12 protein-coding genes are annotated in these 19177 nt (G+C 46.7%); 4 read left to right on the top strand and 8 right to left on the bottom strand.

What is annotated here, in order from left to right; all coding sequences use genetic code 11:
- Positions 1-367 precede the first annotated feature (367 nt).
- From BHE18_RS19715 to nagA, 8 genes are all read right to left on the bottom strand, one after another.
- Entirely contained in the window at positions 368-916 is a 549-nt protein-coding gene (locus BHE18_RS19715) for a DUF3231 family protein (protein ID WP_071620204.1), read from the bottom strand.
- A gap of 97 nt (positions 917-1013) precedes the next feature.
- The gene (locus tag BHE18_RS19710; protein WP_071620203.1) at positions 1014-1748 is read right to left on the bottom strand and encodes a DUF2161 domain-containing phosphodiesterase; all 735 of its coding nucleotides are present in this window, start codon (positions 1746-1748) and stop codon (positions 1014-1016) included.
- A gap of 564 nt (positions 1749-2312) precedes the next feature.
- Positions 2313-3758, bottom strand: coding sequence for an N-acetylglucosamine-specific PTS transporter subunit IIBC (gene nagE, locus BHE18_RS19705; protein ID WP_071620202.1), 1446 nt, complete (start codon positions 3756-3758; stop codon positions 2313-2315).
- Positions 3759-4098: 340 nt separating this feature from the next.
- Entirely contained in the window at positions 4099-5586 is a 1488-nt protein-coding gene (locus tag BHE18_RS19700) for a glutamate synthase subunit beta (protein WP_071620201.1), read from the bottom strand.
- A 547-nt stretch (positions 5587-6133) separates the two neighbouring features.
- On the bottom strand, positions 6134-10720 hold the full coding sequence (gene gltB, locus BHE18_RS19695) for a glutamate synthase large subunit (protein ID WP_071620200.1): 4587 nt from the start codon (positions 10718-10720) through the stop codon (positions 6134-6136).
- Positions 10721-11247: 527 nt separating this feature from the next.
- The gene (mnmH, locus tag BHE18_RS19690) at positions 11248-12297 is read right to left on the bottom strand and encodes a tRNA 2-selenouridine(34) synthase MnmH (protein ID WP_071620199.1); all 1050 of its coding nucleotides are present in this window, start codon (positions 12295-12297) and stop codon (positions 11248-11250) included.
- 144 nt (positions 12298-12441) lie between these two features.
- Positions 12442-13161, bottom strand: a complete 720-nt coding sequence (gene nagB / locus BHE18_RS19685) for a glucosamine-6-phosphate deaminase (protein ID WP_071620198.1) — start codon at positions 13159-13161, stop codon at positions 12442-12444.
- On the bottom strand, positions 13158-14354 hold the full coding sequence (gene nagA, locus BHE18_RS19680) for an N-acetylglucosamine-6-phosphate deacetylase (RefSeq protein ID WP_071620197.1): 1197 nt from the start codon (positions 14352-14354) through the stop codon (positions 13158-13160). The genes nagB and nagA overlap by 4 nt, the downstream gene beginning before the upstream one ends.
- A 235-nt stretch (positions 14355-14589) precedes the next feature.
- Between nagA and BHE18_RS19675 the strand changes: the two genes are divergently transcribed.
- From BHE18_RS19675 to murQ, 4 genes are all read left to right on the top strand, one after another.
- Positions 14590-15324: a GntR family transcriptional regulator gene (locus tag BHE18_RS19675; RefSeq protein ID WP_328585902.1), complete on the top strand. Its 735-nt coding sequence runs from the start codon at positions 14590-14592 to the stop codon at positions 15322-15324.
- Between the two features lie 173 nt (positions 15325-15497).
- Positions 15498-16874 carry a PTS transporter subunit EIIC gene (locus tag BHE18_RS19670; protein WP_071620196.1) on the top strand — a complete coding sequence of 459 codons (1377 nt, stop codon included), beginning with the start codon at positions 15498-15500 and terminating at the stop codon, positions 16872-16874.
- A 253-nt stretch (positions 16875-17127) separates the two neighbouring features.
- Complete coding sequence (locus tag BHE18_RS19665) at positions 17128-18198, top strand: DUF871 domain-containing protein (protein ID WP_071620195.1); 1071 nt, start codon at positions 17128-17130, stop codon at positions 18196-18198.
- Positions 18195-19103 carry an N-acetylmuramic acid 6-phosphate etherase gene (gene murQ / locus BHE18_RS19660; protein ID WP_071620194.1) on the top strand — a complete coding sequence of 303 codons (909 nt, stop codon included), beginning with the start codon at positions 18195-18197 and terminating at the stop codon, positions 19101-19103. Before BHE18_RS19665 ends, murQ begins: the two co-directional genes overlap by 4 nt.
- Positions 19104-19177: the final 74 nt, after the last annotated feature.

Genomic DNA, 19177 nt, shown 5'->3' with positions numbered 1-19177 from the left:
GGAAGGTTTCATAAAAATGGGAATTTATCAAATTATCTACTATTTTTCGACGGAATCAGAGATGCAGGTATGACGATTACAATAATTTAAAAAAGTTCACAATTGTCCGTTGGTGAAGGGGATGAAAGATGCCGAAAGTGATACCGGAAACTGAAGAGGAGATAAGATTGATCAACTCAGTTGTTCTAAGGTATATCGGAGGGTCGGCATTTGAATAAATATGGTATAGGTTTGAACAGCTTTTGTTCCTCCCTTTATTAATGGCATAAATAAAACTCTTCAATGAATGCTTTTTCTTTTTGCTCCCTATTTCTTCGACAATAAATAGAAAAGAAACCTTTCCCGAGGTAAGAGAAAGGTTTCAAGATTATTGGATCGGAGCTCCCGGAGGGATATATGCAGGCGGAACTTTCAACCAGCCGCGTTCCTTCATTTTTGTCTTCAGTTCCAAGCCCAATACGGATTTCTCCGACTGGAATCTCATCCACATCAAACCGATGTCATTCCTGATACTTTGACTGTTGTTCGTTGCACACATCACGATGTTGGTGGCAATCTTTGCAGAAATCAGATTGGCGATTTCAGAATCGGTTGCCTTCACTCCCAAGGGGATGCTGTCAGGGTTTGAAACAGGTTTCGATTCAGAAGTATCGGAAAGGGGAATCCCTTCTTTCAGCATGAACTCTTCAATCGTCTGCATCTGGTGCAGGGCGAGCTTTTTTGTATCTTTCAGGATATGTTGCAAATCCTTATCGGTCGTGGTATTCATGGCGGCCTCCAGAATCGGCACTTCTTCTGCTATGGCCGTGTAATAAAGCCAGCAGCCCATGGCTTCCCCGATATGAGGCCGGGGCTTCGGCTCATCATCGAACCGGGTTTTAAGATAATCAAACAATGCTTCCAGCGTATTAGGCACGGGAAATCACCTCATCGGAATAGTTATTATCGATTTTAAGATAACCACAATATGGGAAATTATTCATTTACAAAGATACAAATATCCCTGGGAAAATTCACAGCTCTTCGGATTTCAAATTCCCTTTCACCTTATCTTCATAATAGGTCACCAGCTCCGGATAATCCGCCATTTCATTTTTTCCTTTTTCATTAAGCTGATAGACGCCCCTTTGGACTCGGTCGAACCATTTATAATAATTCTTCTGCAGGATGGAAGGGGTTTTATCGCCTGTCCCGATTTCTTTCAATGCTTTCGGGGACAGCGGTCCGTGTTTATCGAGGCAGCAGGCGATGTGGATGCAGCTCTCTTTATAGGCAGTCATGATTTTTGTCTTGTTGCTGCCGCCGGTATTATAATCAGCGCTCCTGCCTTCGATTTCTTTTATTAGTGCATTCCGTTTCCGCTTGCTGTAGGTCATGACCTTCTTGCGGTCGAACGGCTGTGGATGCGCCGTAAATTCAATCTTCGGCCTTTTCGTCAAGGAAACAGTAATCAAGCCCAATTCCAGCCTTTTTACCAGGTGGCAAATGTCATTCCACCTTTTCGAACGGGTCCGCTTCGGTTTTGGGATAGCAATATAGACAAGCTCAGTCAACCGCTGGCGTTTTGCGGCCTGTATCAATAAATCGACTGTCAAGGAAAGCTTCAACTCTACGATGATGAGTTCTTCCCCTTTTACCGCCGTCAGGTCGCAGTCGTTCACTTCCCCGTTCACTTTATACCCGAGTTTAGTGAAATGCTTCTGGATGGGCTGATAGAGGTCGGCTTCTTTTCTTTTTTTCTCTGTCATATGTAAAACCTTCTTCACGGATAATCTGTTTATTAAAAGTATAGAGCATTTGAGGCGGTTTGTAAGGGGGGAGTTATAGATTAATAGGTGGACGAATTTTGCGGATGGTCCGCCTCTCTTAATTAGAATGATGATTCCCGTCCGGCGTGTTGGTTGTGTCGGTGAGTGAGCAGGCGGTCGGGTCGGGTCGGGCTGGCATTATTTAGAATCATTCTTATAAGATCATATAATTCAAAATAGGATCGTATTTTTTGTCGAATGGATCATAAATCATCAAATAGGATCGTATTTTTCCAAACAGGATCATATTTCCCCAAATCGGAGCATAACGACACGATCAGTGGCCATATTTCTTCGCTAAAAGCCAAAACAGACTTCCCCAAAAGGAAAAGCCTGCTTTTTTCTTCGTTTCGCAATCCATTTCTCACATAAAACTATAGTTTTTCATGCAAAACGACCTTCCTGCATACTAGTCGTTTCACATAGATACTGCAGTCGGAACAGGTCACATCCATAACCGCTAATTCAACCTAATAATAACTTAAACTCTCATTACATCTCGCTCTATTTATTCCGCAGCTTCTCAACCTCATCCGCCACAAATTGAACGGAAGTGCCGATTACGACCTGGATGGAGTTTGTGCCTACGATATTGATTCCCGGTACTCCGGTTGCTTTGATCCGCTGCTGGTCGACCCTATCCATGTCCTTTACTTCGACGCGGAGGCGTGTGACGCAGTTGTCGACGGATGTGACATTTTCATCACCGCCAAGGCCGGCATAGATTTCAGAAGCCATGGCAGAGAAACGGTCACCTCCTGCTACGGGGTTGGTGATCGCACCTTCTTCTGTGTCTTCTTCACGTCCCGGCGTCATCAGATTGAATTTTGCAATCAGGAAACGGAACAGGAAGTAATAAATAAGGGCGAACACGATTCCCTGGACGAGGAGCATATACGGCATATTCGCCAGCGGGAGCCTCGAACTCAGAACAAAGTCAACGAATCCCGCACTGAAACCGAATCCTGCCGTCCATTGGAAGAATGACGCAATGGCAAGCGATAAACCGGTCAATACGGCATGCGCAACGTATAAAGCTGGAGCTACGAACATAAACGCGAATTCAAGAGGTTCTGTTACCCCTGTAAAGAAGGAAGCAAAACCAGCCGCCAGCATAAGGGAGGCAACCTGCTTCTTCTTGGCAGGCTTTGCCGCATGATACATGGCAAGTGCCGCCGCCGGCAAACCGAACATCATGACCGGGAAGAATCCGGCCTGGTACATTCCGGTTACACCCTTCTCGCCCTTGCCGGACCAGAAGTTGCCGATATCGTTGATTCCCGCCACATCGAACCAGAATACCGAATTCAATGCGTGGTGCAGTCCGGTCGGGATCAGCAGTCGGTTGAAGAATCCATAGAGTCCTGCTCCCGTGAAGCTCAAGGCACTGATCTCTTTACCGAATGAAACAAGTGCTGTATAGATGACAGGCCATACGAACAGCATGATACCTGAAACAACAAGCATCGCAACGGCAGACATAATCGGAACCAGCCGCTTCCCGCTGAAGAAGGCAAGTGCATCCGGCAGCTTCACATGACTGAAACGGTTGTACATACCAGCCGCTACGAGCCCTGAAAGAATTCCTACGAATTGATTTCCAATCTTGGCGAATGCAGGATTGACACTTTCCGCATCCATCCCTTCCAGCATCGCAACGGAACCTGGTGAAAGCAGTGTTGTGATGACAAGATAAGCGACCAGCCCGCTTAATGCAGCGGACCCATCTTTAGCTTTCGCCATTCCCAAGGCCACACCCACCGCAAACAATACGGCCATATTATCGATGATCGATGAGCCGGCCTTAATCAGGAAAGCGGCAACCGGACTGTCGGCACCCCAACCTGTCGGGTCGATCCAATATCCGATCCCCATCAGAATTGCTGCTGCCGGAAGAACGGCAACCGGAAGCATCAATGAACGCCCGATTCTTTGTAAATACTTCATCATTTTGTTTTTCCCCCTATCTAGTGAGTTCTCTGTTGATTCTAAAGCCATCCTCCAATTGATAGTCTTGACACCACTTCCTGTCTTTCTGGATGCTGGACGTTTTGTCCGGATTTGGACAATACTCCCCTAGTAGAAACTATTCACTCTTGGACCAGTTTAGAATCATATGTAAAGACGTTTGAAAACCCTTTCATCTATTTTCCCTTTAAAGAACCCGGGAGAAAAGAGACTTATGGCTTAGTAGAATAGTAATAGAAAATTATGGTAGTGACAAGTGTTTTCTGTAAAAAATAAATAAACCTCCAGAATGGTATCCCTGGAGGTCTATTCTAGAATTATATTATGGCAGTTCACTCGTACCCATCAAGAAACGGTCGCATTCACGTGCAGCTCCGCGCCCTTCGTTGATCGCCCAGACGATCAGGCTTTGACCGCGGCGCATGTCTCCTGCTGCAAAAACGCCTTCTACATTGGTTGTGTACTTATCGTACTCGGCATCGACAGTCGTGTTACTTTTTGTTTCGATTTCAAGTTCCTTCAACAGACCCTGCTCAGGACCGCTGAAGCCGATTGCAAGCAGAACAAGATCTGCCGGCCATACTTTTTCCGTGCCCGGAAGCTCTTCTCTGATACGGTTTCCGTTCTCATCAATTTTCAAGGATACGTTCACTGTATGGACTTCTTTGATATGACCGTTTTCATCCCCGACAAATTTCTTCGTCATGACGGCATAGGCACGCGGATCATGACCGAATACTTCTTCCGCTTCCTTCTGTCCATACTCAACACGATGGACAATCGGATATTGCGGCCACGGGTTCCCAACTTCATCGCGGATCGCCCCTTTTTTTGCATAGATATCGAACTGTGTCAGGCTTTTGCAGTTATGTCTGATAGAAGTTGCGAGGCAGTCTGTGCCCGTGTCCCCGCCTCCGATGACAATCACATTTTTCCCTGCTGCAGACAGGTATTCCCCATCAGCAAAATTGGAATCCAGCAGGCTCTTGGTGTTTGCATGAAGGAAGTCCATTGCATAGTGGACGCCCTTTAAATTTCTTCCTTCTACTTCTAAGTTCCGGTGGACTGTGGCCCCTCCGCAAAGGATGACGGCATCGAACTCACTCTTTAATTCAGAAGCGGAAATATCTTTCCCCACTTCTGTATTCGTTACAAATTTGATGCCCTCTTTTTCAAGGATATCCACACGACGCTTCACGACAGAGTATGGAAGCTTCATTTCCGGAATGCCATAAGTCAGTAGACCTCCCACACGGTCATTCCGTTCGAATACGGTTACCAGGTGACCTGCTTTGTTCAGCTGTGCGGCGGCGGCCAATCCTGCAGGACCGGAACCTACCACTGCCACCCTTTTTCCCGTACGGATCTCTGGAGGCTGCGGCACAACCCATCCTTCTTCGAAACCTTTCTCGATGATGGACCTTTCCACCGTGCGGATTGCGACAGGAGGTTCATTGATGCCGAGGACGCATGCCCCTTCGCAGGGAGCCGGGCAGGCAAAGCCCGTGAACTCCGGGAAGTTGTTCATTTCGTGCTCCCTTTTCAATGCTTCCTTCCACTGTCCTTGATACACCAGGTCATTCCATTCTGGAATCAGATGATAAACAGGGCACCCAGTGGTGACACCTGCAAGCTCCATGCCGGACTGACAGGTAGGGACGCCGCAGTCCATGCAGCGTGCCCCCTGCTTCCTGACCTCCTCTTCTGAAAGAGGGAGAGTATAATCATCCCAGTCCTTCGTACGGTCTGCAGGTTTCCTTTCATCCAGCGTTTGTCTCTTGTATTCCATGAAACCAGTCGGTTTTCCCATCCATATCCCCCTCCTATATATCTATTAAAATAAAATTCAACTTTGAGAATTGTCCAGCTCCAGCGCCTAGCCCCTCGAGACGTTTCGGTCCGTCCGATGAAGTCATAGAGCAGACTTCACCGGTCAGCCCTCCAACGCTTGTCGGGGCTGGGCAAGGCGCTTCCGCTTTTCTTTTTGTCCAGCTGCAGTGCCTAGCCCCTCGAGACGTTTCGGTCCGCCTGATGAAGTCATAGAGCAGACTTCACCGGTCAGCCCTCCAACGCTTGTCGGGGCTGGGCAAGGCGCTTCCGCTTTTCTTTTTGTCCAGCTGCAGCGCCTAGCCCCTCGAGACGTTTCGGTCCGCCCGATGAAGTCATAGAGCAGACTTCACCGGTCAGTCCTCCAACGCTTGTCGGGGCTGGGGCAAGGCGCTTCCGCTTTTCTTTTTGTCCAGCTGCAGGGCTTAGAGGCACATGTCATAAGTCAAGTTGGCCAGGAAGGCAAAGAACGCCCTCATGGCCAATCCGCCTTATGCCACCCGCCTCTGTGCAAAGCCCTTCCGCATTTCTTATTTTACTGCCTCTAATTTTTTTGTACTTTCTTCAAATGCAGTCATTTCAGCATCGAATTTCTCCAGGCCGCTGTCTTCCAGCTCTGATATTCTCTCTTTCATCTTCAGATACGATTTCGGTATCACACGTACGAATTTGGATACATAGGCATCCCAATTATCCAGTATTTTCTTTCCATTCGCACTGTTTGTATAATCAACATAGTTCTGGATCATGTCGTATACTTCTTTTGTTTCTTCAGGGTCGAATAACGGCTGCAGGAGGACAAGCTCCTTATTACAGCGGGAACCAAATGAACCGTCCTCATCGAGGATATATGCGGTCCCTCCTGACATACCTGCCGCAAAATTCCGTCCCGTTTTGCCAAGAATGACGACTTTTCCGCCTGTCATGTATTCGCACCCGTGATCCCCGACACCTTCTACCACGACGTTGGCGCCGCTGTTCCTTACACAGAATCGCTCTCCGGCAATTCCGTAGATATAGGCTTCACCGGCAGATGCACCGTAGAATGATACATTCCCGATGATCGTGTTGCGTTCAGGGATAAAAGTTGAAGTCTGATCAGGATGAACAATGATTTTACCGCCGGATAATCCTTTTCCTACGAAGTCATTTGCATCCCCGACAAGTCTCAGCGTCAATCCTTTAGGGATATATGCTCCGAAACTCTGTCCTGCCGAACCTGTAAATTTCAGGCGGATGGTGTCTTCAGGCAGTCCTTCAGCACCGTAGCGCTTCGTTATCTCGCTTCCGAGCATCGTCCCCGTCACCCGGTTGATGTTCCGGATAGCGGTCGAGACTTCAACCGGTTCTTTATCTTCAATCGCTTTCCGGCATCGCGGAATCAGCTCTTGATAATCAAATGTCTTTTCCAGTTCATGATCTTGTTTTCTGACAGCATATCTGCTGACTTTCTCAGGTACATCCGGCTGATACAGGAGAGCTGAGAGGTCAAGTCCTTTTGCTTTCCAGTGGTCGATCGCTTCATTGGCTAGGAGCACATCGGTTCTTCCGATCATTTCATTGATCGTTCTGAAACCAAGCTCCGCCATCAGCTCTCTCGCTTCCTGTGCGACGAATCGCATGAAGTTTGCCACATGCTCCGGGTCCCCCATATATTTCTTGCGAAGCTCAGGATCCTGTGTCGCAATTCCGACTGGACATGTATTCATATGGCACACACGCATCATGACGCAGCCAAGAACGACCAGAGGTGCAGTCGAGAAGCCGAATTCTTCCGCTCCCAACAGGGAAGCTACGACCACGTCACGGCCGGTCATCATTTTCCCGTCGGTTTCAACGACAATCCGATCACGCAGGCGGTTCAGAAGCAGGGTCTGGTGGGCCTCGGCAAGACCGATTTCCCAAGGCAGACCTGTATGCTTTAAGCTCGTTCTCGGAGCGGCGCCTGTTCCTCCGTCGTATCCTGAAATCAGTACGACATCGGCACGGCCTTTTGCCACACCTGCAGCAATGGTTCCTACACCAACGGCCGATACTAGTTTCACGCTGATCCGTGCCTGAGGATTGGCGTTTTTCAAGTTGTGGATCAGTTCGGCAAGATCCTCGATTGAATAGATATCATGGTGAGGCGGCGGAGAAATAAGCTCGACACCCGGCGTGGATCCGCGTACTTCTGCGACCCATGGATATACTTTCTTCCCTGGAAGATGTCCGCCTTCACCAGGCTTCGCTCCCTGTGCCACCTTGATTTGAATTTCATCTGCGTTGACAAGATAATGGCTTGTCACCCCGAAACGACCGGAGGCCACCTGCTTGATGGAGCTGCGTCTGAGGTCGCCATTTTCATCCCGTGTGAAACGGTTTGGATGCTCTCCGCCTTCTCCGGAGTTGCTCCGTCCGCCGATGCGGTTCATTGCGATTGCAAGGGCCTCATGGGCTTCCTGGCTGATCGAACCGAATGACATCGCACCGGTCTTGAATCTCCTGCAGATCTCTTCCACCGATTCGACTTCCTCGATCGGTACCGGCTGTCTCTTCTTAAAGGAAAGAAGGCCCCGGAGTGACTGCAGGTTCTGCTTCTCATCTGTCAGCATAGTCGAATATTTCTTGAACGTTTCATAATTGTTCGTTCTGCATGCATGCTGAAGCGTATGGATTGTAGCTGGGTTATATTGATGATCTTCTCCATTTTTGCGGTATTGGAATTCATCACCGGACTCCAACTTACGATTGTAGTCTTTTCTCTCTACAAATGCCTTGCGGTGTCTCATCAGTACTTCTTTTTCAATGATATCGAGCTTGATTCCGCCCAATCTTGAAGCGGTGCGGGTAAAGTATTTATCAATGACTTCATTATGGATCCCGATTGCTTCAAATATCTGGGCACCGCGGTAACTTTGGATCGTGGAGATGCCCATTTTAGAGAGGACCTTCATGACGCCGTCCGTTGCAGCCTTCACATAAGTTTTGACTGCTTCCCTGTATGTCCTTTGCTGCAGCTCCCCTTTATTAACAAGGTCGCGGAGTGACTCATATGCAAGATATGGAGTGATGGCTTCCGCTCCGTAACCGAGTAAAGTGGCAAAATGATGGACCTCACGCGGCTCACCTGATTCAACCAGCAGACTGACCTTAGTCCGGGAACGTTGACGGATCAGGTGCTGATGCAGACCCGATACGGCAAGCAGAGCCGGTATGGCGGCACGCTCTTTTGACACCCCTCTGTCGGATAAAATCAAAAGGGTTGCTCCGTCTTTGATCGCAAGGTCGGCTCTGGCAAATAGTTTATCCAGAGCACCTTCAAGCTGATCCTCTTCCTCTGTTACGTTAAACAAAGTCGTTAGAGTGACAGTCTTGAAGCCTTCTTCATTTTGGTAGCGAAGTCTTTCAAGTTCTTCCTGTGTAAGGACAGGCGTGTCCAGACGGATATGCCTGCAGCTTTCAGGACCCGGATCGACAAGATTTCCTTCCGCCCCGATCGTCGTACCGACAGATGTGACGATCTGTTCACGTATCGCATCGATCGGCGGATTAGTTACCTGTGCAAACAGCTGCTTGAAATAGTTATAAAGAAGCTGCGGCTTTTTCGACAGCACGGCAAGAGGGGAATCGTAGCCCATTGAACCGACCGGGTCTTTCCCGTCCGTTACCATCGGTTTGATGATTTTATTGATTTCTTCTGTGGTATAACCGAATGCCTGCTGCTGAGCGAGTACTTCTTCAGATGTGAAGATTTCAGAACCATATGGAGCTTCAGGCAAATCTTTCAGTTCTATTTTATAGTTGTTCAGCCAGTGTCTGTAAGGCTGTTCGTTTGCCACTCTGAGCTTGATTTCCTCATCAGGAATCATTCTTCCTTTTTCCAAGTCGACGAGAAGCATTTTTCCCGGCTGAAGACGATCTTTGTAGACGATATCATCAGCAAAGATATCGAGCGCACCGACTTCCGATCCAAGGACAATCATGCCATTCTTCGTTACATAATATCTTGCAGGTCTCAGACCGTTACGGTCAAGGCATGCCCCGATTTGTTTACCGTCCGTAAACACAAGTGCGGCCGGTCCGTCCCACGGCTCCATCAGGCAGCTATGATATTCATAAAAATCCTTTTTCTTTGGATGAATCGTATCATCATTCTCCCAAGGTTCCGGTACCATCATCATCGCCGTATGGGCAAGTGATCTTCCAGACAAATGAAGGAACTCAAATGCATTATCGAACATGGATGAGTCACTGCCAGTCTCATCGATGACCGGAAGGATTTTCTCCAGATCTTCTTCACTGAAAGCAGAAGAATGGCACAGCTGTTCACGTGCTCTCATCCAGTTGACGTTACCTCTTAATGTATTGAATTCTCCATTATGGATGGTATATCGGTTAGGGTGTGATCGCTGCCAGCTTGGAAATGTATTCGTACTGAAGCGGGAATGCACCAGGGCCAGTGCGGATTGGAACTCAGGGTGATTGAGGTCGATGTAAAAGGAATCCAGCTGTTCAGGGATGAGCATCCCTTTGTATACAATGGTTGTGGAAGATAAGCTGCACAAGTATACATCTCTTAATTCCTCAATCTGCGATGTTTCCTTCTCGATTCGTTTTCGGATGACATACAATTTTCTTTCAAAATCCATCCGTGTCTTCATATCATCGGAAGCGCCGATGAACACCTGCCGGATGAACGGCTTTGACTTTGAAGCAACTTTACCAACAAAGGAATCATTGATTGGTACAGGTCTCCATCCGAGTGTCTTCTGTCCTTCTTCTTCGATGATCCGTTCGAATAATTCTTTACTCTGCATCCGTGAATCATACTCTTCAGGGAGGAAGACCATCCCCACTCCGTATTCACCTTCACCAGGCAAATGGATATCTTCTTTTTCACATTGTTTCTTGAAGAATCTGTGTGGAATCTGAGTCAGGATACCTGCTCCGTCACCGGTGCTGGTATCGGCGGATTGCCCTCCCCGGTGTTCAAGATTACAAAGGATATTGATGGCGTTTTGCACGATATTATGAGATTTCCTGCCATCTATATTGGCGATCATCCCAATACCGCAAGCTTCATGTTCATGCGCCGGATCATACAATCCCTGCGCTGAAGGAAGATTATTTTTCATTCACAACGTCCCCCTCTACTGGATTACTATTATTGAAAGATAATATTATCTTTTAATCGAATTTTCTTAATTTTTGTTAGTATATCATGAAATTTAGAAAAAACGAAAAATTTAGTCAATGATTCGAAGCCTTTTAAACACTTAAGTTAAAGAATATTAAGGCGGAAATCACAAGGAGAATTGTCTATTTTACTAAATTTTCAAAAACTTTAAAACCTTGTTATTTCAATAAAGAAATCGTTTACAAAATCTTGGCGCATAAGAATACATAGTTATAAATGTTTTTGAATTTTTATGTGGATTTTTCATTGAAAAAAATTTTTTTGAGGGTGAGATTATACGGGTTGGTTTTACGTATTTTTGTAGTGGTCATAGTTTGGTTCACTCAACTTTATATAACCGGTTTAGCTCTTGAGCAAACCTGGCAAAAAAAATAACCCCGGTTAATTCGAGGTTAGTTTTCTGAAATTGATTTGACTGTGACATTTTCCGGGAAATATTGACTGCTTTTCGACAACACGTTGCAATCAGTTGCTTCCCACCAGTCCTTTTTTCCCAGCCACTATGCCCTTGACTGCTTTAACCGCTTCATCAATTGTATCCACCTTCAGGATGATTTTCTGCTCATCACTGTACTTTTCTGCAGAGTGCTTGTATCTGGGATCATAATAGTAGGTCAGCAGCAATTCCAATACCGTTTCATAGTTTCGTGTTTTCAATTCTTCTTCAATCTGATTGGCGGTCGGGCTGTGGATCCGGCGTTTGATCTGACTGAAAGACTTTACAAATTCTTCGTGATGTTCATGAAGTCTGTATTCCTTCATGATATGCCCGACTCTTTCCTCAATCGGCAGTTCAATGAAGATATGTGTGGCTTGTTCTTTTTTATTCAATATAAAAGAAGGAAGGAGTACTTTCCCAACCCGTTTGCTTTCCGCTTCAAAAAGGACGAGCGGGTGATGTTCTAGCCGCTTCACTTCATTCACTAAAAGAGAATCAAATGTTTTCTGATTGTGGGGAGTCAGTCCAAGCCCGCCGAAAACAGAGCCTCGGTGATTCGCCAGCCTCTCCAGGTCGAGTACCGGAAATCCCTCTTGTGCCAGTCTGTGAAGGATCTCTGTTTTCCCTGTGCCGGTTCCTCCGTTCAGGACAAACGCTTCCTGTGTCAATTCAATCGACTCCAGCTGATCCAAAACCCAATGACGGTATGTACGTATCCCTCCTTTTATCCTGTACGTCTCAATCCCCATCAAATCAAGGAATGTGGCAGCGGATTTGCTTCTCATGCCTCCCCGCCAGCAGTAGACCACTTTCTTCCCGGGGAGTTCTTTGAATTTTTTTATGAAATCAGGAAGCTTTGCGGAGAAAAGTTCAAGTCCTCTGTCTGTTGCCGCCTCTTTGCTCACTTGCTTATAAAGCGTCCCAACTTCCGCTCTTTCCTTGTCATCAAAGACGGGGATATTAAAGCTGCCTGGGATCGTCATTTCTTCATACTCAGAAGGTGAACGGACATCGACCAATACATAGTCATTGGAATGATCAGAAAGCAATTCGTTTATTGAAATCTCTTTAAACAATATGTTTCACCTCTATTTCCTTCATTCATCAGTATGGTCAATATGAAGGAATTTAATATGGCTTTATCTATAATAGTAAACCATTCAGGTGTGATTATCTACGGATACAAAAAACCCTCACTGCATAGAGTGAAGGTTTTCAGATCAAGCAAGGGCATCCGAATCGGCGATGATGGTGACTTTTGGATGTTTTTTCAGGATTGAAGCGGGGAAGTTTTCGGTTACGTCATTTTCGATGAGCTTCTGCATGGCTTCCCGTTTTGATTCTCCTGATACGAGCAGAAGGATTTCTTTGCTTTTCATGATGCTTGAGATGCCCATCGTGATGGCCTGCCGGGGCACTTCCACAAGCGAATCAAAATAGCGGGCATTTGCTTCCCTAGTTGACTCAGTCAGATTCACGATGTGTGTACCTGATTGAAAGGAAGTCCCGGGTTCATTGAAACCGATATGCCCGTTCTCCCCAATGCCGAGGATCTGAAGGTCAATGCCGCCGGCTTCTTCGATCATGTTTTCATAACGGCGGCATTCCTCCGCAGCATCATCTGCCATCCCGGATGGAATATGCGTTTGAGAGAGCGGGATATCAATATGAGAAAAGAGATTCGAACACATATATTGATAATAGCTGTTCGGATCTTCCTTTGTCAGTCCGATATATTCGTCTAGATTGAACGTATTGACGCATTTATAGGAGGTCCCGTTTGTAAAATGATCCTCGATAAGTTCACCATACAGCCCTTTTGGTGTTCCACCTGTGGCAAGTCCAAGCGTCAAACAGCCGGAACTCCTGACTTTTTTGATCACGTGCTGAGCCGCTCTTTCACTCATCTGCTTATAGTCGGATACTTCAATGATTTTCACTTGGTACCGCCTCCCCTCATATAGGCTGTTTTCCCTTTACAGATCGTCATTAAAACGTCCATGTGCTCATCCAGTATCACGAGGTCGGCATCCTTGCCGGCAGCGATGCTTCCTTTCCTGTCGAACACACCCAGCTGTCTGGCGGGATTCTCGGAGGTGATCCTGATGGCTTCCTCCATTGAACATCCAGTGAACTTCTGGATATTTTGAAAGGCAGACTTCATTTCCAGTACACTCCCCGCCAGCGTATCTTCATCTAAAAGTGCCATGCCGTCCTTCACGGTCACCATCTGTCCGCCAAGATCGTATCTTCCGTTCTTCAGGCATTTGGCGCGCATGGAGTCTGTGATAAGTATCATCCGTTCTTCAGTGATTTGCTGAAAGGCGATTTCCACGGCTTCGGGTCTGACGTGGATGCCGTCCGCAATCAGTTCCACCATCAATTCCCTGCGGTTGAAGGCTGCACCTACTATTCCCGGTTCACGGTGATGCAAGCCGGTCATTTGATTGAAAAGATGCGTGACATGACTGACTCCACTTTCGATGGCCCGGCCCATTTCATCATATCCCGCAGCGGAATGGCCTGCTGAAGCGACGACCCCATTTTTCTTTAAATGCCGGATCACTGTATGTTCTTCATCCATTTCGGGGGCAATCGTCACCAGCTTAATGTGATTTCGGGAAGCCTGCTGCCAGCTGTCAAACATCTCGACAGACGGCTTTGCAATATGATGCAGCGGCTGGGCACCTGCTTTCCCGCTGTTAATGAACGGTCCCTCCAGATGGATGCCGAGAATTTCCGCCTTTCCCCTCTCCTGTCCTGCTTCGATATACTCTCCCGTCTTGATCAACGCTTTTTCGATCTTCTCTTTCGACTCTGTCATTGTCGTTGCAAGAAAACTTGTCGTCCCTTCCTGCGGAAGTGCCCTCGTCATCGTTTCAAGCGCTTCTATGCTGGCATCCATCGTGTCCGCACCTTTGACGCCGTGGATATGGACATCGATCATACCCGGGATTACTGAAACATTACCAGGGATTGAGATCTCTCTGTACTCCCCGTTATTTTGTAAACGATCCATCTCTCCGATTTCAGTGATTGTTTCACCTTCTATTTTAATAAATCCATTTTTCATGATGCCATTTTCGGCATATATTCGCAGATTTTTAATAATGCAGTTATCAGGGCTGCTCATATTTCATTCCCCTTCCGAGTAAACTTTATCTGTTGTGAATGTATCATTTCAGGTCATAGTTGTCTATACCAATTTAATTTTAGACTAAAAATAGACATAAAATCCAGGAATATATTCACAGCCCACTTCATACTGGTATAGACATCATATTGATTCAGATGGTAAGATATGTTTGATTATGAACGAAAGTATGAATCAGGATACGTTAAACACTATACTTCTCAGGACGGTGACAATGATATTGGTCAATAAAAAGTCTCCTTTACCTCTGTATTACCAAATTGAAGAACATATAAAAGGGATGATTGACTCCGGTGTCCTCAAACCCGGGGACGTGCTTCCTTCTGAAAGAGAACTTGCTGAACAATTCACTATCAGCCGGATGACCGTCCGCCAGGCGATCACCAACCTAGTCAATAAAAATTTCTTGTACCGGAAAAAAGGGAGCGGTACTTATGTTTCACAGCATAAATTCGAACAATCCCTGCATGGCTTGACCTCATTCAGTGAGGACATGAGAAGACGCGGGCTTGAACCCGGCAATAAATTAATCCATTTTGAACTCTCGAGTCCGACCGATGATCTGGTTCATCATTTCAGCTTGAAGGAAGATGACCTTGTTTATAAAATTAAACGGATCCGTCTTGCAAGCAATGAACCGATGGCCATCGAGACGACCTATATCCCTGTAAAACTGATTCCGGGCCTGAGTCAGGAAATTCTGTCTCACTCCCTATATCAATATGTGGAGGAAGAAATCGGATTAAAGCTCGGCCACGCCTCTCAATCGATCGAGGCTGCAGCTGCGACCGAAGATGACGCCAAACACCTGAAGCTGGAAAAAGGAGAACCGGTTTTATTCATCCAGCGCGAAACATACCTTGAAGGCGGCTCTCCATTTGAACTGGTAAAGTCCACTTACCGGGGGGATAAATACAAATACAAGATGGATATCGAAAGACTGAGATAAAAAAACTCACCAGGGGCTGATAAGCCCGGGGTGAGTTTTTTGTCTATTATTCTTAAAAACTTGTTCTTTTCTTTCGATAAATGGTATAGACATCTATACTAATAGTTGATATGATACTTTGTAAGCGAATTCATTATTAGTTATTACATTTTTATTAAAAAGGGGAGAATTTTATGCGGAAGGAAGAAAGATTGGCCCAGGAAATTACCGGGCTTCTTGGCGGACCTGATAATATCGCCTCATTGGAATCATGTATGACGCGGCTTCGCGTCAAACCGATCGATGAGGGCAGGGTCGACTTAGCAGGCATCAAAAAAATAGACGGGGTGCTTGGGGTAGTCGAAGCAGAAACGATTCAGATCATATTGGGACCGGGAATTGTCACCAAGGTCGCAGCTGAAGTTTCAGCGATGACAGGAAAGTCTGTTTCATCAGTGGACGAGGAAGATGAGGACTTTTCATTCGAAGGACTCGCCGATCGTACAAAAGCAGATTTAAAGAAAAAGAACGCCACGCCATTCAAATTATTTTTACGTAAAATAGCCAGTATCTTTATTCCGCTGATTCCGGCTATCGTTGCTTCCGGGCTGATTGCAGGGCTCACAAACGTCATCGTTCGATCGGGTGTTAATCCTGAATCGACACTGATTGAGATCCTTAACTTGATCGGATGGGGTCTATTTGGTTACCTTGGTGTATTCGTCGGTATTAATACCGCGAAAGAATTTGGTGGTTCTCCTGCCCTTGGCGGTGCAGCCGGCATCCTCATCATCAACCCTGGTCTTGCCAATATCACATTATTTGGGGAAGATCTTGTACCTGGACGCGGCGGTTTAATCGGCGTCATGCTTGCTGCCGTTTTCATCGCATTCCTTGAGAAGAGAATCCGTAAAGTAGTTCCTTCAGCAGTGGATATCATCATTACTCCGACGCTGTCACTACTGATTACCGGATTCGCCACTCTAGTCATCCTCCAGCCTGTCGGAGGTTTCATTTCAGATTTAATCACAAAAGGTTTACTCGGACTGATCGACATGGGCGGTTTCTTTGCGGGACTGATCCTTGCAGGTACATTCCTTCCTCTTGTTGTGACCGGACTTCACCAGGGCTTGACTCCGGTGCATATGGAATTGATCAATACAATCGGAAATGACCCGCTCCTTCCGATCCTTGCCATGGGTGGTGCCGGTCAGGTTGGTGCAGCATTTGCGATTTACTTCAAAACAAAGAACCAGCGATTGAGAAAAGTAATCAAAGGCGGACTTCCAGTTGGAATCCTTGGTATCGGCGAACCGCTGATCTTCGGAGTCACGCTGCCGCTTGGGCGTCCATTCATCACGGCTTGTCTCGGTGCTGCCGTCGGGGGTGCTTTCCAGGCTGTCTTTAAAACGGCAACCATTGCAATCGGTGTATCAGGTATCCCTCTTGCCTTCCTGATGGAAGACGGGCAGATCCTTCTGTATCTTGCAGGTGTCCTGATCGCGTACGTATTCGGATTCCTCTTCACATGGATGTTCGGATTCAAAGATGAAATGGCAAAGGATATTTAAGTAGAATCATACTTTAGTAAAGAAGGAGGGTCTTCCTCCTTCTTTACGTTTTTTCATGTAAGCTCTTTTCGCATACTTTGTTGCTTTACACACAAGAAAATACCGGAACTTGCGTATTTTCTGATCTTTGTCCACCTGTCGTTTAAAGTTGAATTCGAAAAGAGCACGTCCACAAGCAATATTCAGGCTGCTAGCCAATTTACGAAAAGTACCAATCTTTTAGAAAACAGCCTTCATGTAAGGAGTGGAAAACATGCTGGGAATCTCAATTTATCTTAAAGAAGAAAACAGGGAAAAGAATGCGGAATGGATCAGGAAGACCTCCTCTTATGGATTTAAGTCCATCTTTACCTCCCTTCATATTCCTGAAGATAATCCGGAAACCTATAAAGACCTGCTTCAGGAGCTCGGCAGCCTTGCCCGTACATATAATATGGAACTGATGGCCGACGTGTCGCCGAAGTCACTCGGCCATTTGGGGATTGACGGAGATAGAGTCCCGCTGCTTCTCGATTGGGGACTGGCCGGGATCAGGGTTGATTATGGCTTTTCCCCGGATGAAATCGTGAATCTTTCAAAACAGCTGAAGATCGGGATCAATGCGAGCACCGTATCTGATGCTGAACTTGACAGTCTGATTGAAAAAGGATTAAATGTGGAAAACGTCGAGGCCTGGCATAATTTCTATCCCCGTCCCGAAACGGGGCTGGACCTTGATTTTTTAATAGAGCGAAACGTCATGCTGAGTTCCAGGGGTATTACGACGATGGCGTTCATACCGGGCGACGATACGCTTCGCGGCCCGATATTCGAAGGGCTGCCCACACTTGAACAGCACCGGAGGCTCTCCCCCGCTCTTGCAGCGGCACAATTAAAGTACTCGGGTTATACAGATAAAATACTGATCGGGGACCCTTCCTCGAAAGAAGAAACGCTCAAGACACTGAACATCATCGATAAAGGTGTCATCCCTTTAACTGTAGAATTACTTACAGATAAGGATTACTCTCACCTCCTTGAAGGGGTGCATACGAACCGGATGGATCCTGCAAGGGACGTCATAAGGTCAGTGGAATCACGGTCATATGCCGGAAACGGAAAAACCATCGAACCGTGCAGCACGGTTGAGCGCAGAGTGGGAACGGTGACGGTCGATAATGAATTATACGGCAGATATTCCGGTGAACTTCAGATCATGAAACGGGACCTGCCGAAAGATGATAAAGTCAATGTCATCGCAAGGGTCGTGTACGAAGACCTCCCCCTCATCCATGAAATAAAAGCGGGAGGCAAATTTCAATTACTAGCGAGGGATACAAAATGAACTTAACGAAATTGAACACAGAACAGCAAAACCCAAAAACATTGAACATCGATTTGATGGACACTGAAGAAATCGTTACAGTCATCAATCAGGAAGATCTCCTCGTTCCAAACGCGATTGCAAAGGAAATCCCTTCAATCAGCGAAGTAGTGGACAAGATTGTACAAGCCTTCAATAAAGGAGGACGCCTGATCTATACTGGCGCGGGTACGTCCGGCCGCCTGGGGATACTTGACGCCTCAGAATGCCCGCCTACATATGGAACGGATCCCGGGATGGTAATCGGCATCATCGCAGGGGGAAAAGAAGCGACCACTGAAGCGATCGAAGGCGCAGAAGATGACGGCGATCAGGGAAAACAGGATCTTATTGATATCGGCTTGACCGGGAACGATGTCGTAGTCGGGATTGCCGCAAGCGGACGCACCCCTTATACCATCGGTGCTTTGGAATACGCCAACGAAATCGGGGCGGTATCCGTATCGATCGTCTGCAGCAAGGACTCCGAGATGGAGAAAATCTCAGCTTACACGATTGCTCCGATCGTCGGCCCGGAAGTAGTGACCGGATCCACACGCATGAAGGCCGGCACTGCCCAGAAGCTTGTGTTGAATATGCTGACCACTGCCTCCATGATCAAAATCGGAAAAGTCTACGGGAACCTCATGGTCGATGTCCAGATGACCAATGAAAAACTCCGCAAACGTGCAGAAAACATCGTCAAGACCGCAACCGGCGCTTCAGATGAAGAAGCACGTGCTGCCCTTGCCGAACAAAACAACCATACGAAAGCCGCAATCCTGCAGATCATGACGGGGCTTAGAGGCAAAGGGGTACTCGAACTCCTGAAAAAGCATGACGGGCATTTACGCGATGCCGTTGCCGCTTTTCATTCTTCCAAATAATCCATAAGAAACGGGACGGACTTATTTTATAAGGCTCGTCCTTTCTTTCATATCTTTATTAAAGGCGGTATATC

It is taken from the genome of Rossellomorea aquimaris (assembly GCF_001877785.1).
Classification (GTDB): Bacteria; Bacillota; Bacilli; order Bacillales; family Bacillaceae_B; genus Rossellomorea; species Rossellomorea aquimaris_A.
This window is presented reverse-complemented; position numbering and strand designations above follow the sequence as displayed.